This is a genomic window from Kitasatospora sp. NPDC059088 (assembly GCF_042738155.1).
Lineage (GTDB): Bacteria > Actinomycetota > Actinomycetes > Streptomycetales > Streptomycetaceae > Kitasatospora.
This window is the reverse complement of sequence record NZ_JBHYGR010000191.1, coordinates 1-14,350: the sequence shown is the minus strand read 5'-3', so window position 1 is coordinate 14,350 and position 14,350 is coordinate 1. Positions and strand designations below refer to the sequence as shown.

General features: G+C 74.1%; 15 protein-coding genes. 10 read left to right on the top strand and 5 right to left on the bottom strand.

Translation table 11 applies throughout. The annotated features are described in order from the left end of the window. Positions 1–144 precede the first annotated feature (144 nt). The gene (locus ACFWXO_RS42210; RefSeq protein ID WP_375893042.1) at positions 145–816 is read right to left on the bottom strand and encodes a potassium channel family protein; all 672 of its coding nucleotides are present in this window, start codon (positions 814–816) and stop codon (positions 145–147) included. Continuing rightward, positions 816–1,484: a potassium channel family protein gene (locus tag ACFWXO_RS42205; protein ID WP_375893044.1), complete on the bottom strand. Its 669-nt coding sequence runs from the start codon at positions 1,482–1,484 to the stop codon at positions 816–818. The genes ACFWXO_RS42210 and ACFWXO_RS42205 overlap by 1 nt, the downstream gene beginning before the upstream one ends. Positions 1,485–1,725: 241 nt before the next feature. Between ACFWXO_RS42205 and ACFWXO_RS42200 the strand changes: the two genes are divergently transcribed. After that, positions 1,726–3,807, top strand: coding sequence for an APC family permease (locus tag ACFWXO_RS42200; RefSeq protein WP_375893046.1), 2,082 nt, complete (start codon positions 1,726–1,728; stop codon positions 3,805–3,807). 410 nt (positions 3,808–4,217) lie between these two features. Beyond that, positions 4,218–5,570, top strand: coding sequence for a class I SAM-dependent RNA methyltransferase (locus tag ACFWXO_RS42195; RefSeq protein ID WP_375893134.1), 1,353 nt, complete (start codon positions 4,218–4,220; stop codon positions 5,568–5,570). A 239-nt stretch (positions 5,571–5,809) separates the two neighbouring features. Here ACFWXO_RS42195 and ACFWXO_RS42190 read toward each other — a convergent pair whose 3' ends face one another. After that, complete coding sequence (locus ACFWXO_RS42190) at positions 5,810–6,004, bottom strand: hypothetical protein (protein ID WP_375893047.1); 195 nt, start codon at positions 6,002–6,004, stop codon at positions 5,810–5,812. A gap of 351 nt (positions 6,005–6,355) precedes the next feature. Between ACFWXO_RS42190 and ACFWXO_RS42185 the strand changes: the two genes are divergently transcribed. Then, positions 6,356–6,592 carry a toxin-antitoxin system HicB family antitoxin gene (locus ACFWXO_RS42185; RefSeq protein WP_270146936.1) on the top strand — a complete coding sequence of 79 codons (237 nt, stop codon included), beginning with the start codon at positions 6,356–6,358 and terminating at the stop codon, positions 6,590–6,592. Next, the gene (locus ACFWXO_RS42180) at positions 6,589–7,017 is read left to right on the top strand and encodes a fic family toxin-antitoxin system, toxin component (RefSeq protein ID WP_375893049.1); all 429 of its coding nucleotides are present in this window, start codon (positions 6,589–6,591) and stop codon (positions 7,015–7,017) included. The genes ACFWXO_RS42185 and ACFWXO_RS42180 overlap by 4 nt, the downstream gene beginning before the upstream one ends. A gap of 83 nt (positions 7,018–7,100) precedes the next feature. Here the strand turns inward: ACFWXO_RS42180 and ACFWXO_RS42175 are convergent, their stop codons facing one another. Continuing rightward, positions 7,101–7,973: a GNAT family N-acetyltransferase gene (locus tag ACFWXO_RS42175; RefSeq protein ID WP_380531746.1), complete on the bottom strand. Its 873-nt coding sequence runs from the start codon at positions 7,971–7,973 to the stop codon at positions 7,101–7,103. A gap of 184 nt (positions 7,974–8,157) precedes the next feature. Here ACFWXO_RS42175 and ACFWXO_RS42170 point away from each other — a divergent pair, with 184 nt between their 5' ends. From ACFWXO_RS42170 to ACFWXO_RS42145, 6 genes are all read left to right on the top strand, one after another. Further along, positions 8,158–9,051, top strand: a complete 894-nt coding sequence (locus ACFWXO_RS42170; protein WP_380531743.1) for a RimK family alpha-L-glutamate ligase — start codon at positions 8,158–8,160, stop codon at positions 9,049–9,051. A 107-nt stretch (positions 9,052–9,158) separates the two neighbouring features. Further along, positions 9,159–9,962: a RimK family alpha-L-glutamate ligase gene (locus tag ACFWXO_RS42165; RefSeq protein WP_380531741.1), complete on the top strand. Its 804-nt coding sequence runs from the start codon at positions 9,159–9,161 to the stop codon at positions 9,960–9,962. A 160-nt stretch (positions 9,963–10,122) separates the two neighbouring features. Then, on the top strand, positions 10,123–10,998 hold the full coding sequence (locus ACFWXO_RS42160; RefSeq protein WP_380531738.1) for a putative RNA methyltransferase: 876 nt from the start codon (positions 10,123–10,125) through the stop codon (positions 10,996–10,998). A gap of 106 nt (positions 10,999–11,104) precedes the next feature. After that, positions 11,105–12,505: an AAA family ATPase gene (locus ACFWXO_RS42155; RefSeq protein ID WP_380531735.1), complete on the top strand. Its 1,401-nt coding sequence runs from the start codon at positions 11,105–11,107 to the stop codon at positions 12,503–12,505. 125 nt (positions 12,506–12,630) lie between these two features. Beyond that, the gene (locus tag ACFWXO_RS42150; RefSeq protein ID WP_380531751.1) at positions 12,631–12,972 is read left to right on the top strand and encodes a nucleotide pyrophosphohydrolase; all 342 of its coding nucleotides are present in this window, start codon (positions 12,631–12,633) and stop codon (positions 12,970–12,972) included. A gap of 168 nt (positions 12,973–13,140) precedes the next feature. After that, on the top strand, positions 13,141–13,770 hold the full coding sequence (locus tag ACFWXO_RS42145; protein WP_380531732.1) for a DUF6099 family protein: 630 nt from the start codon (positions 13,141–13,143) through the stop codon (positions 13,768–13,770). Here the strand turns inward: ACFWXO_RS42145 and ACFWXO_RS42140 are convergent. Then, a complete protein-coding gene (locus ACFWXO_RS42140; protein WP_375893058.1) occupies positions 13,722–13,952 on the bottom strand; it encodes a hypothetical protein in 231 nt (76 codons plus the stop codon). The genes ACFWXO_RS42145 and ACFWXO_RS42140 overlap by 49 nt on opposite strands. Positions 13,953–14,350: the final 398 nt, after the last annotated feature.

The window sequence follows — 14,350 nt, the reverse complement described above, 5'->3', positions numbered from 1 at the left end:
CCACACCCCCCGCCCCCCCCCCCCCGCCCCCCCCCCCCGCCGCCCGCCCCGCGCCCCCCCCCCCCCCGGGCGGGGCCCCCCCCCCCCCCCCGTACTCGTGTTCGCCGCTGGGCGTCCGCTGCGGCGCGTTCGCCGTGCGCCTGCCTACTGGGCGCCGGAGGTCGCCGACAGCAGCTGCTCCAGCTCCTCCTCGCGCTCCTGCGCGGCCACGAAGAGCAGCTCGTCGCCGCCCTCCAGGGTGTCGTCCTTGGCGGGCACCAGCACCCGGCCCTCGCGGATGATGCTCACCAGCGCGGTGTCCGGCGGCCAGGTGACGTCGCCCACCCGGGTGCCGACCAGCTCGGCCTCGCCGGCCAGGGTCAGCTCGACCAGGTTGGCGTTGCCCTGGCTGAACCGCATCAGGCGGACCAGGTCGCCGACGCTGACGGCCTCCTCGACCAGCGCGGACATCAGGCGCGGGGTGGAGACGGCCACGTCCACGCCCCAGGACTCGTTGAAGAGCCACTCGTTCTTCGGGTTGTTCACCCGGGCGACCACCCGCGGCACCGCGTACTCGGTCTTGGCGAGCAGCGAGACGACCAGGTTGACCTTGTCGTCACCGGTCGCGGCGATCACCACGTGGCAGCGCTGCAGCGCCGCCTCGTCCAGCGAGGTGATCTCGCAGGCGTCGGCCAGCAGCCACTCCGCCATGGGCACCCGCTCCACCGAGATGGCGTTCGGGTTCTTGTCGATCAGAAGGACCTCGTGACCGTTCTCCAGCAGCTCGCCCGCGATCGAGCGACCCACGGCACCGGCCCCGGCAATGGCGACCCGCATCAGTGACCCTCCTCCTTCGGCCCCTGCGCGAACGCGGCCTCGACCGCCGTCAGGTCGGCCCGGCGCAGCATCACGTGCACCAGGTCGCCCTCCTGCACCACCATCTGCGGCGAGGGGAGCATCCCTTCGCCGAGCCGGGTGACGAACGACACCCGGGCGCCGGACGCCTCCTCCAGGCGGCCGATCCGCTGCCCCACCCAGTCCGGGTGGTACGCGACCTCGGCCAGCTGCACACTGCCGCTCGGGTCCTGCCACAGCGGCTCGGCGCCGCTCGGCAGCAGTCGGCGCAGCATCTGGTCGGCGGTCCAGCGGACCGTCGCCACGGTCGGGATGCCCAGGCGCTGGTACACCTCGGCGCGGCGGGGGTCGTAGATCCGGGCCGCGACGTTCTCGACGCCGAAGGTCTCCCGGGCGACCCGGGCAGCGATGATGTTGGAGTTGTCGCCGCTGGAGACGGCGGCGAAGGCGCCGGCCTCCTCGATGCCCGCCTCGCGCAGGGTGTCCTGGTCGAAACCGACCCCGGTCACCCGGCGCCCGTTGAACCCGGCGCCCAGCCGGCGGAATGCGGTCGGATCCTGGTCGACCACGGCCACCGAGTGGCCCTGTTTCTCCAGCGTTCTCGCGAGGGCCGAGCCCACGCGGCCGCAGCCCATGATGACGATGTGCACCGGCGCTACCTCACCCGTCCCGAAGGGGTCTTGACCTGCGCAAACACCGTTCATCTCCCTTTCCCGCCCGGACGTTCCGGGGCGAGGGTTCTCGTGGGGCGTCGGCCGGACTCCGCTCGACAACCAGAGTGTTGCCCACCGACTCGTATCCGACACGCTAGCCGGTCCACCGAACACAGTCGCGACGAAGGGGGGGATAAACGGCGCAAGCCGCGTCGGGATACCCCTACGATTCCTTAACGTGCCTATGCCGACTGACCTTCCGAAACGCCTTCTGATCGGGCGCGCCCTGCGCAGTGACAAGTTGGGGGAGACGCTCCTCCCCAAGCGGATCGCGCTGCCCGTCTTCGCCTCGGACGCGCTCTCCTCGGTCGCGTACGCCCCTGAGGAGATCCTGCTCACGCTCTCCATCGCGGGCGTCTCGGCGATCCACTTCTCCTGGCAGATCGGCCTCGTGGTGGCGGTCGTGATGCTCGCCGTCGTCGCCTCCTACCGGCAGAACGTGCACGCCTACCCGAGCGGGGGCGGCGACTACGAGGTGGCGACCGTCAACCACGGCCCGGCGGCCGGACTGGTCGTCGCCGCGGCTCTGATGGTCGACTACGTGCTCACCGTCGCCGTGTCCACCACCTCCGGCGTCGCCAACGTGGTCTCCGCCGTCCCGGCGCTGCGCGGCCACGAGATGATCGTCTCGGTGGTCGTGGTCGTGGTGCTGATGGGCATGAACCTGCGAGGGGTGCGCGAATCCGGCTCCGCCTTCGCGGTGCCCACCTACGCCTTCATGGCGGGCGTGATCGGCATGGTCGGCTACGGGGTCTTCCGGCACTTCGTGCTCGGCCAGTCCATGCCCGCCGAGAGCTCCGGCTTCCACCTCGCCGCCATCCCCGGCAACGACTCGCTCGGCGGGATCGCGCTGGTCTTCCTGCTGCTCAAGTCCTTCTCCTCCGGCTGCGCCGCGCTCACCGGCGTGGAGGCGATCTCCAACGGCGTGCCCGCCTTCCGCAAGCCGAAGAGCAAGAACGCGGCCACCACGCTGCTGATGATGGCGAGCATCGCCGTGGTGATGTTCATGGGCATCATCTGGCTGGCCCGGCTCACCGGCGTGCAGATGGCCGAGAACCCGGCCGAGCAGCTGGTCGGCTCCGGCCCCGACTACCACCAGAAGACCGCGCTGGCGCAGATCAGCGAGGCCGTCTTCAACAACTTCACGCCCGGCTTCTACTTCGTCGCCGCCGTCACCGGCCTGATCCTGGTGCTGGCCGCCAACACCGCCTTCAACGGCTTCCCGGTGCTCGGCTCGATCCTCGCCCAGGACCGCTACCTGCCCCGCCAGCTGCACACCCGCGGCGACCGGCTGGCCTTCTCCAACGGCATCATCCTGCTGGCCATCGCCGCCATCCTGCTGATCATCGCCTTCGACGCGGACCCGACCCGGCTGATCCAGCTCTACATCGTCGGCGTCTTCGTCTCCTTCAACATGAGCCAGTCCGGCATGATCCGGCACTGGACCCGGCTGCTGCGCACCGAGACCGATCCGGCGAAGCGGCGCCACATGCAGCGCAGCCGGGCGATCAACGGCTTCGGCCTGGTGATGACGATGGCCGTGCTGATCGTCGTCCTGGTCACCAAGATCGGCCACGCCTGGATCGCGATCGCCGCGATGGCGGTGCTGTTCGTGATGATGAAGGGGATCCGGCGCCACTACGACCGGGTCTCCGCGGAGCTCATCGCGGCCGAGGAGCCGGACGACGTGGTGCTGCCCACCCGGGTGCACGCCATCGTGCTGGTCTCCAAGCTGCACAAGCCCGCGCTGCGCGCCCTCGCGTACGCCCGGCTGGCCCACGCCCACACCCTGGAGGCCGTCACCGTCAACGTCGACCCGGCGGACACGGCGGCGCTGCGGCGGGAGTGGGACGAGCGCGGCATCGAGGTGCCGCTCAAGGTGCTGGACTCGCCGTACCGCGAGATCACCGGGCCGGTCCTGGACTACGTGAAGAACCTGCGGCGCAGCAGCCCGCGGGACGTGGTCGCGGTCTACATCCCGGAGTACGTGGTCGGCCACTGGTACGAGCACCTGCTGCACAACCAGAGCGCGCTGCGGCTCAAGGGGCGGCTGCTGTTCAAGCCCGGGGTGATGGTCACCTCGGTGCCGTGGCAGCTGGAGTCCTCGGAGCGGCGCAGGCCGCAGAAGGCCTGGTCGGCGCCCGGATCCGTCCGTCGTGGCGAGCCGAGGGCGCCGAAGGCCGTAAAGTCGAAGGATTCCGCCCGTACCGGTGCCGACACCGGTGCCACTCCCGACCGCAGCAAGGACTCCTCCCAGTGACGCGCAACACTCCGCCCCGCTCCTCCGGCGCCTCCGGCAAGGGCAAGGGCGCCCGTCGGGGCGGCTCCCAGCCCGGGCAGGTGGCCCGGCCGCGCTGGGGCAAGCCGCACCGGCCGGAAGCCACCGACCGTGAGGGGCTGACGGCGCGCACCGCGCCGGTCGTGCCGGGGGAGGCCCCGGAGGAGAAGCCCGTGCGGGCCGCCAAGCCGGCCCAGGGCGAGAAGCCCGTCCGGGGTGACAAGCCCGTCCGCGACGGGAAGCCCGCCCGGGGCGAGAAGCCGGCCCGGGGTGAGAAGCCGGCCCGGGGTGAGAAGCCGGCCCGCGACGGGAAGGGCGCCCAGGACGGGAAGGGCGCGGACGGGGCCGCCCGGAAGGCGCCGCGCAAGCAGGCGGTGCGGCCGCCGAAGGCGCTGCGCGGCGCGGCCGCGGCGCGACCGCAGCGGGCGCAGGCCCCGTCCGGGGACCCGCTGGTCGGCGAGCGCTACGAGGTCGAGGTCGGCCCGGTCGCGCACGGCGGCGGGCACTGCGTGGCCCGGCACGAGGGGCGGGTGCTGTTCGTCCGGCACGCGCTGCCCGGCGAGAAGGTGGTCGCGCAGGTGACCGAGGGCACCACCACCTCGCGCTTCCTGCGCGCGGACGCCGTGGAGGTGCTGGAGCCCGCCAAGGACCGGATCGAGGCCCCCTGCCCGTTCGCCGGTCCGGGCAAGTGCGGTGGCTGCGACTGGCAGCACGTCACCCCCGGCGGGCAGCGCAAGCTCAAGGCCGCGGTGCTGACCGAGCAGCTGGCGAAGCTCGCCGGGCTGACCCCGGCCGAGGCCGGCTGGGACGGCAGCGTCGAGCCGGTCGGCGGCAAGCTGCCGCCCGGGCAGGTGCCGGCCTGGCGCACCCGGGTGCAGTACACGGTGGACGCGGAGAGCGACAAGGTCGGTCTGCGCAAGCACCGCTCGCACGACGTCCAGGTGATCGACCGCTGCCTGATCGCCGCCGAGGGCGTCACCGAGCTCGGCATCGAGTCCCGGGACTGGCCGGGGGTGGCGAGCGTCGAGGCGATCGCCGCGAGCGGCTCCTCGGACCGCCAGGTGGTGCTGACCCCGCGCGACGGCGCCCAGCTGCCGCTGGTCGAGCTGGACAAGCCGGTGTCGATCGCCCGGATCGACGACCAGGGCGACGCGCACAAGGTCCACGGGCGCGGCTTCGTCCGCGAGCGGGCCGCCGGGCGCACCTGGCGGATCAGCAACGGCGGCTTCTGGCAGATCCACCCGGAGGCGCCGGACACCCTGGTCGACGCGGTGCTGGACGGTCTGGACCCGCAGTGGGGCGAGAGCGCGCTCGACCTGTACTGCGGCGTCGGCCTGTTCGCCGGCGCGCTGGCCGACCGGGTCGGCGAGGACGGCGCGGTGCTCGGCATCGAGTCGGCCAAGCAGGCCGTCGTCGACGCCCGGCACAACCTGGCCGCGCTGGACAACGTGCGGATCGAGTGTGACCGGGTCGAGACGCTGCTGCCGCGCACCGGCATCACCGCCACCGACCTGATCGTGCTGGACCCGCCGCGGGCCGGCGCCGGACGCGAGACCGTCGCGCACCTGGTCGGCCTGGAGGCCCGCCGGATCGCGTACGTCGCCTGCGACCCGGCGGCGCTCGCCCGGGACCTCGAGTTCTTCCGCGAGGGCGGCTACCGGCCGGTCTCGCTGCGGGCCTTCGACCTGTTCCCGATGACCCACCACTTCGAGTGCGTGGCCATCCTGGAGCCGGCCGGGGCCTGAGTCCGAGCCTGCTGTAACGGCGCAGCCAGCAGGGGGGGCGTATCCGAGGGCGGTCTAGACCAGCGGCGCGGGCGCGGGGGGGGGGGGGGGGGCGGGCGCGCGCGCGCGCCGGGGGGGGCGGGGCCCCCCCCGCCGGGGCCGGGGGCCCCCCCCCCCCCGGCGGCGTTGGGCGGGGCGGGCGGGTGGTGCTTCCAGGGCTGCTGCGGCGGCTGCTTCCGCGCCTGCGTGCGGGGCGCGCGCTACTCGTTGTGCTCCTCTTCGTCGGCGCTGTGCGGGAGGTCGATGCCGTGCTGGGCGGCGAGCCGTAGGAGCGAGGCGATCCGGCCCTCGTACGCCTGGACGCCGTCGGCGTCCCCTTCGGCCCGGGCCGCCGCGAGGTCCTGCCGGGCCTGGGCGAGCTGCTCGCGCAGCTCCTGGTCGAACATGGCTGTCATTGCCGGCCTCCACAAAACCGGTCGGTGCCGCTCGGGGAACGCTCAGGAGAGTTCAGAGTCCCGGATGGTGCAGGACTCTTCAAGTCAGGCCCGGTCGGGTCGGGGGTCCGTGCCGGGCCCGTGCGGGGGCGGGGTCGATCGGCGGCGGGCACGGACGGGGCCGGGTGGCGGAGGGCGTGACGGGGTAGGGAGCGGATGGGTGAGCGGCTCGGCGGCGTCCGCCGGGCGGTTCGGTCGGTGGTCCGGGTGGCGCTTCGGTGACGGAGGGGTTGCGTGGGGGCGTGCGGCAGGTGTGCGGGCGGTGTGCGTGCGCCCTTGTTGTGCTAGCACTTCGGCGCTAGCTTGAACGGCATGGGCAAGAAGCAGCTGAACGTCCGAGTGGACGCCACGACCGCGGAGATGGCCCGGGAACGGGCGGAGCAGCAGGGGATCAGCATGAACCAGTACATCGAACGCCTGGTCCAGCAGGACATGGGTGAATCGGGACGGGCCTTCATCGACGCCGCCGCACAGTTCATGAAGGAGTACGAGACGGCGTTCCTCGCCGAGTTCGGGGAGTCGGGCGAGCTCCAGGACGTGCGCCGTTGAAACTGGAGGTCGACCTCTCGTGGCTGCTCATGACCGCCGAGCAGTACACGCCCGGTGACCCGCAGGTCACCGACTACGGCTCGCTGCTCGCGGCCGTCACCCGGCACCAGGCCGAGATCTTCGACATCTCCGTCTACCCCGAACCCCAGGACCGCGCGGCCGCGTTGATGCACCAGCTGATCCGGGTGCCGGCCCTGGAGAAGACCAACGAGCTCTTCGCGACCGCCGTCGCCTACGCCTACCTCGTCGCCAGCGGCTGCACCGTCGCCACCACCGCCCGCGAGGTGCGCAGCCTCTCCCGGGCCATCCGGGAAGGGCGGCTGGGGGTGTCCGGGGTCGCCGAACGGCTGTCGGCCTGGGTGGTCGACGAGGCCGAGGGGGAGGGCGTCACGGGGGCGGAGGAGGAGGACGAGGACGACGACTGAGCCGCGTCCCCGTCCGGTGCCGGTGCCGGTGCCTGGGCGGGTGCCTGGGCTGGTGCCGGTGCCTGGGCTGGTGCCGCGCCGGTCTAGGCCTGGGGGTCCGAGGCGACGGGCTCCGCGATGAGGGCCGTCGCGAACGGGCGGAAGCCGGCCCGGCGGTAGATCCGGGCGACGTCCTCGTCGGCGGCGGACAGGAACACCGTCCGCACGCCGTTGGCGCGGGCGTGCGCCACCAGGGCCGCGGTGACCGCCAGGGCCAGCCCGCGGCGCCGGGCGGAGGGCAGCGTCCCGACTCCGACCACCTCGGTGACCGAGCCCACCGGGTTGTGCTGGCCCGCGCAGAGCACGTCGCCGCCCTCCAGTGCGGCCGCCAGCACGCTGACCCCGTCGGTGATCCGCTGCGCGATCCGCGCCACCCCGCCCTCGGACGTCAACGTCGCGGCGCTCACGGCCAGTTCGGCCGCGCCCGCGCTGCCGGTGGCGGTGCCCGGGGCGCCGAAAGCCACGTGCGGGACGGCCACCGCGTCGGCCAGCTCGGGAGCGTCCGCGGCCAGCACCCGCACCTCCACCCGCTCCGGGAGCGCCGGCGCCGGGGCCGTCCCGTCCTGCGGGCCGAGCACCAGCAGCGGGTGCTCGTGCACCGCCAGGCCGGCCGCCTCCACCGCCGCGCGCAGCTCGGGGTTCTGCTCGGCCACCCACTCGAAGGCCTCCGGCAGGCCCAGCTCCCGCTGCCGCTCCAGCACCCGGCGGACGTCCTCGGCGGTGGCGGCCGGGCCGCCGTGGCCGGGGGTCGGGCGGGCGTAGTAGTGCCAGCCGGTCTCGCCGCGGCGGACGAAGAGGGTCAGCGGGCCGAAGTCCTCCGCGGTGGCGGCGCTGCGGGGCACGGCGTCGTAGTAACGCTCGATGCCGTCGAGCAGGGCGGGGTCCGGAACATGATCAGCAGAAGTCACGGCGTGCATCCAAGCAGGGGCCGGAGTGGAGCGCCACCGGTTTGTGCGGCGGACCGGCGTTCGATTGTTGCCGAACGCTTACCCGCTCGCGGCGATCTTGTGCGTGTACGCCGGGCAAGCTGATGCCTTCACAGCTCTGCCGAGGGGGACGGCGGACATCCGCACTCGGCGAGGCAAGGGGGAAGTCAGGCCCATGAGGCTCTGCTTTCTGGTGGAGGAGCACTACCGGCGGGACGGCATGCCGCTGGACGTCGCGCGTCAACTCACCTCCTGGGGGCACCGGGTGGACGTGCTGCGCCCCGGCGACTCGCTGCTGGCGATCTCCGAGGCGGTCCGGGCCGGCAGCCACGACGCCTGGGTGCTCAAGACCGTATCCGGCGGCCCAGGGCTCACCCTGCTGGAGGCGGCCGCCGCGGTCGGCCTCACCACCGTCAACGACGTCCGCTCGATCCGCGGCGTCCGGGACAAGGCGCTCGCCTCGGTGATCGCCCGCACCCGCGGCCTGCCCACCCCGGTCACCTACGCCGCAGCCCGCTGGGAGCGGCTCGCCGAGATCCCGGCCGCCGAGTACCCGCTGGTCGTCAAACCCGCGGACGGCAGCTCCGGTCGGGGCGTACGGCTGGTGGCCGGACCCGACGACCTGATCGGCCTCGGCCCCGAACTCGCCGGGGAGGGGCTGCTGATCGCGCAGCCGTACGTGCCCAACAACGGCACGGACCTCAAGGTGTACTGCGTCGACGGCGAGCTCTTCGCGACCGAACGGGAATCGCCGCTGCACCCGGGGCAGGGCGTGCGCGAGCGGCCGGTGCCGCTGCCCGCGAGCGTCGCACGGATAGCCGCGCAGGTCGGCGAGGTGTTCGGCCTCGACCTGTACGGCGTCGACGTGCTGCTCGGGCCGGACGGGCCGGTGGTGGTGGACGTCAACGACTTCCCGAGCTTCCGGCAGGTGCCCGACGCGGTGGAGCGGGTCGCCCGGGCGGTGCTGCGGCTCGCGCGCAGCGGTACGGCCGTGTCGGTGCCCGCGCTGGTTCCGGCCGGTGGCGAGGAGTACGGCCGGGTCGGACTGGTGGACGGTGGGCTGCGGTGAGGGCCGGACCGGAGGGCGAGTTGAGGGGCGAATTGAGGGATGAGTTGAAGGGCGGGTTGAGGGGTGAGTTGAAGGGCTGGTCGAGGGGCGGGTCGAGGGGTGGACCGATGGGCGAGTTGAGGGTCGGGCTGATCACGGGCAACCCGGGGCACCCGCTGCTCGCGGCGGCCGCCGGAGTGCTGGAGCGGCGCGGCTGCCGGGTGGAGGCCGTCCCGCTCGACGGTGGTGTTCCGCGGGGGGCGCTCGCCGATGTCTACCTGCTCAAGGCACGCACGCCGCAAGCGCTGGCGCTGGCTGGGGAGTTGGAGCGGCTCGGGGCCGCGGTGGTCAACTCGGCCGCGGCGACCGGGCTTTGCCAGGACAGGGTGCGGATGGCCTCGCTCGCCCGGGGCGCCGGACTGCCGTTCGCGGCGACGGTCACGGCCGGCCCGCTGGGCGAACTCGCCGACCAGGTGTACCCGTTCGTGGTGAAGAGCCGGCACAGCCGGCGCCACGACCTGGTCGCGCTGGTCGACGGCGCGGAACGGCTGCGGGAACTCGCTGAACGTTGGCCGCACGAGGAGGTCGTCACCCAGCCGTACCTCCGGAGCAGTGGCTGGGACCAGAAGCTCTGGGTGGTCGACGGGCAGGTCTTCGCGGCTCGGCGGCGGTCCGAACTCTCCGTCGGCGATGACGGGGTGGGGGCGGCGCAGGAGTGGGAGCCGTCCGCCCGGCGGGCCGCGCTCGCCCTGCGGGTGGGCGAGGTGTTCGGGCTGGAGGTGTACGGGGTCGACCTGCTGGACGGGGCCGACGAGCCGGTGATCGTCGACGTCAACGCCTTCCCCGGCGCGCGCGGGCGGGCCGGGGCGCCGGAGGCGCTCGCGGGGCTCGCCCTGCGGGTGGCGGCGGAGCGGGGGCGGGTTCCGGTGTAGGTCGGGTCGGGGCTTCGGCTGGGCTGGGCTGGGCTGGGCCCGGGCTTCGGTGTGGCTGGGCCGGTGTCGCTCCGGCGCGGCGGCCGACCACCGGCCCGGGTGGTTAGGCTGGCTGGCGCCCCCGACCGGCCGGGGCCGAACGGCGAGAGAAGACGGAACGTTGCTGCAGGACATCGAGCCCTACCTGGCCTGCCCCCACTGCGCGCAGGACCTCACTCGGCACGAGCGCAGCCTGCGCTGCCCCGCCGGGCACAGCTTCGACCTCGCCAAGCAGGGCTACGTCAGCCTCCTCGCCGGTGACGCCCACACCGGCACCGGCGACACGGCCGAGATGGTCGCCGCCCGCGCCGACTTCCTCGCCGCCGGCCACTACCGGCCGATCGCCGACGCCCTGGCCGCGGCGGCCGCCGCGGCCGTGGGCGATGGGGCGGACGCCGGGGCGGGCGGGGGAGCGGACGGCTTGGGGGGCCTCGTCGCCGACCTCGGCGCCGGCACCGGCCACTACCTCGCCCACGTCGTGGACACCCTGCCCGGCCGGGTCGGCGCCGCCCTCGACATCTCCAAGTACGCGCTGCGCCGCGCCGCCAAGGCCCACCCCCGGGTCGGCGCGGTGGTCTGCGACGCCTGGCGCCCGCTGCCGCTGCGTGACGCCTGCGCCGACCTGGTCCTCAACGTCTTCGCCCCGCGCAACGGACCCGAGATCCGCCGTGTGCTGCGCCCCGGCGGCACCCTGCTGCTGGTCTCGCCCACCGCCCGCCACCTGCGCGAACTCGTCGCCGCCCTCGGCCTGCTGTCGGTCGACGAGGAGAAGCAGCGCCGGATCGACGAGAAGCTCGGCCCCTACCTCACGCCGGCCGGCCGGCAACCGGTCGAGTTCACCCTGCGGCTCTCCGCCCAGGACGTGCGGACCGTCGTCGGCATGGGGCCGAGCGCCTGGCACACCGACCCCGACCGGCTCGCCGCCGCCCTGGAGGAACTGCCCGACCCGGTCGAGGTGACCGCCTCGGTGACGGTGGCCGCGTACCGGCGGCCGTAACCGAGGACCGCCGCGGGTCAGCGGCGCGGGACGGGCCCGCCCCGTAGGGATGAATCTGGCGAGCAGGGACGTTTCGCCCCGCCGGGCTGCGGCTAACGTCCGACGGGTGAACCGCGACGCCGCCGCGCCCGCCGGGCCGGCCCAACTGCGCCCGGGCGCCCCGGGCCCCGACCGGCCGCCAGTGCCACGCCCCACCGTCGAGGAGCTGCGGCTCACCGCCTTCAAGTCCTACCGGCGGGCCGTCCTGCCGCTCGCGCCGCTCACCGTGCTGCACGGGCCGGCCGGGGTCGGCAAGTCCAACGCCCTCGACGCGCTCGCCGTGCTGTCCCGGCTCGCCCTCGGCGAGGAGATCCCCGAATCCCTGGACGGGCTGCCTGACCGCACCGGACCGCTCGCCACGCCCGTACGCGGCGGCCTCGGCGGATGCGTGCCGCACGGACGGGACGCCGTCATCCTCGGCTGCACCGTCCGCTCACCGCGCGGCCGGATCCGGCTCGACCTGGTGATCCGCACCGACGGCGCGGTCCGGATCGCCCGGGAGTCGCTCACCCTCGACGGCCGGACCCTGGTGGACACCGGCGAACAGGACGTCCGCAACGGGCGCGTCAACGTCTGCTGGCACAACGACACCCGGCAAGGGGACATCCGGGCGCCGTTCCCCAGCAGCACCATGATCACCGCCCAGCTGCCGCTCCGGGTGGCCGGCTCCTCCACCGGCGAACGGCTCGTCCTCGCCGCCGCCGAGGACCTGCTCACCGCACTGCGCGAGGTCTTCCCGCTGCACCCCGTCCCCGCCCTGATGCGCGGCTGGGCCAAGGCCGACCCGCAGGCCCGGCTGCGCAGCAACGCCGCCAACATCTCGGCCCTGATCAACCGGCTCGCCCACGAGTGCCCGCGCCGGTACGGGCAACTGCTGCGAGCCGTCCAGGAGGCCGCGCCCCACCCACTGCTCGGCCTCACCCTCGCCGAGCGCGAGAGCCGGACCGGGCGCCGGGTACTGGCCGTCTTCGACGAAGGCGTGCTCGGGCGCACCGGCGCCGACCAGGCCTCCGACGGGATGCTGCGCCACCTCGCCTTCGCGGCGGTGCTGCTGACCGGGGCGGGGGTGCTCGACCTCGACGTGGCCGCCGAGGTGCCATGGGCACACCGGCAGCTCACCGTGCTGGCCGAGGACCTCGGGGCCGGGCTCGCGACCGAGCAGACCGCCTCGCTGCTGCGGCTCGCGCGGGACATGGCGGGGCGCAACCAGCTGCGGGTGGTGGCCGCGCTCCAGGAGCCGGCGGCGGCGCGGGCGGCGTTCGGGGCGGGCGAGGAGCGGACGGGGGCGGTGGCGCTGGTGGAGTGCCGACGGGACCCGGCGACGGGGTCGACGGTGCTGCGGCCGGAGACGGCCAGGGTGCCGGTGCAGTACGGGCGCGGGGAGGGGGATCGGGAGGAGGGCTCGGCGGGCGCGGGGGAAGGCTCCGCTGTGACCGGGGGAGCGGATGCGGTAGACCTGGGGGCGTGAACGAACGAGTGACGAGGTCGGGGGAGTCGGCGGCGGACCTGGCGGCCGGGGCGGCAGGGGCCGATGTGGTGCCCGGGGTCGACGTGGTGTCCGGAGGCCCGGCGGAGCAGCCCGGGGAGCCGACGCTGGAGGGGCTGCGGCAGCGGCTGGTGGAGTTCGCGGCGGCCCGGCGGTGGGAGCCGTACCACACGCCGAAGAACCTGGCGGCGGCGCTGAGCGTGGAGGCCGGGGAACTGCTGGAGATCTTCCAGTGGCTCACGCCGGAGCAGGCCGCCGCGGTGATGACGGACCCGGAACGGGCCCACCGGGTACGCGACGAGGTCGCGGACGTGCTGGCGTACCTGGTGCAGTTCTGCACGGCGGTCGGGGTGGACCCGCTGGAGGCGCTCGCGGCCAAGATCGAGCGCAACGAGCACCGCTTCCCGGTGCCGGGCGAAGGGGCTGACGTCAATCCGAACAAGGGCTGATCACCCTTGTGAGGGACGGAAGTTATCCACAGCCCCCGGGTTTTCCACAGCTTTCGAAAGGGCGGATGCGTCCCACCCCGCCCTCCCCGCACGCTCTCCCCGTGACCACCCCACCGCCCCGGCGGCGGTGCTGGTCGACGGCGACGACGAGCGGAAGGAGCGGGGGCCATGGAGGCACTGCGACTGATCAAGACGGCCCGGCACGCCCTGGCCGAGGCCAGGCACGTACCCGACGTGCTGGCCGAGGCGCGGCAGGCGGCGCTGCTCACCGAGGCGGTGGGCGCTCGGCTGGCGGAGTCGGACGGGGACGAGCTGACGGGCCTCGGCCAGCAGCTCTCCGAGGCGGGCGCCCACGCGGCGGTCTGCCTGGAGCGGTCCGTCGCCACGAACGCCCTGGTGGGCGGTGGTAGGGCCGGGCGGCTCACCGAACTCGGCGAAACGGCGGCGACGTTGGGGGCGCTGGAGGAACTCCTGCGGGAGGTCGGGGAGACGCTCGTGGTGCTGGCCTGCGGGGCGGACACCGAGAGCCTGTACTGGACGTGCATCGACGGGGTCGATGCGGTGTCGGAGTGCAAGGACGTGGCCGCGCGGTTGCGCGCGGCGACCGGGCGGGGCGAAGCGGTGGAGCGGTCGGTGCTCGGTGGCGCGGAACCGGAGCCGGAGCCGGACGGTCAAGGGGCGCCGTTACTGGTGGTCCGGCTCGGCCCGCCGGGTGCGGGCGGGCCGACGGAGGAGGAGCGGGCGCCGGACTACCGGGTGCCGGACACGGAGTCGGAGGTGTCGTTGACGGCGGGATAGGCGGAAGCCGGGGCGATGTCCCGGGTGTCGGACTGGAGCGCGGCGAGGTCCGCGGTCACCGAGGCGAGCAGTTCCTGCATCTGCTCGAGCAGGGTCTTGGGGGTCGCGGGTCCGGCCGAGTCACCGGTGGCCGAGCCGGTGGGGCTGCTCGGGAACGGCGGCGTGGCAGAGGGTTCGGACATGACGGGGACCTCTTCGGATCGGTGGTGCGGTGTGCCGCACCGACCAACGAACCGTTCCCGCAGCCGGTCACCGCGCACCACCCGATGCGGTCCAACTCCGGTACGCCGTAAGCCTCTCGGGTGATCCGGGGTTGCCGCTGCAACACGGCCTCGGCTAGGGGCGCGAATTGAGGAGGGTGGAGGACGCCGGAGGCGGTGGGCGGTGGGCGGTGGGCGGTGGGCGGTGGGCGGTGGGCGGGTGGAGGTGGGTGGGAGGGAGGGGGAGGGGGGAGGGGGCGGGCCCCAGAGAACCGGTAAGGAACAGGAGCAGGGCTCGCCCCCCTCTCACCCCGCCGAGGCCCCTCCCACAGAATACATCTCTGGCCGCACGCACAGACACAGGCGAAGGGGGCGGCCGC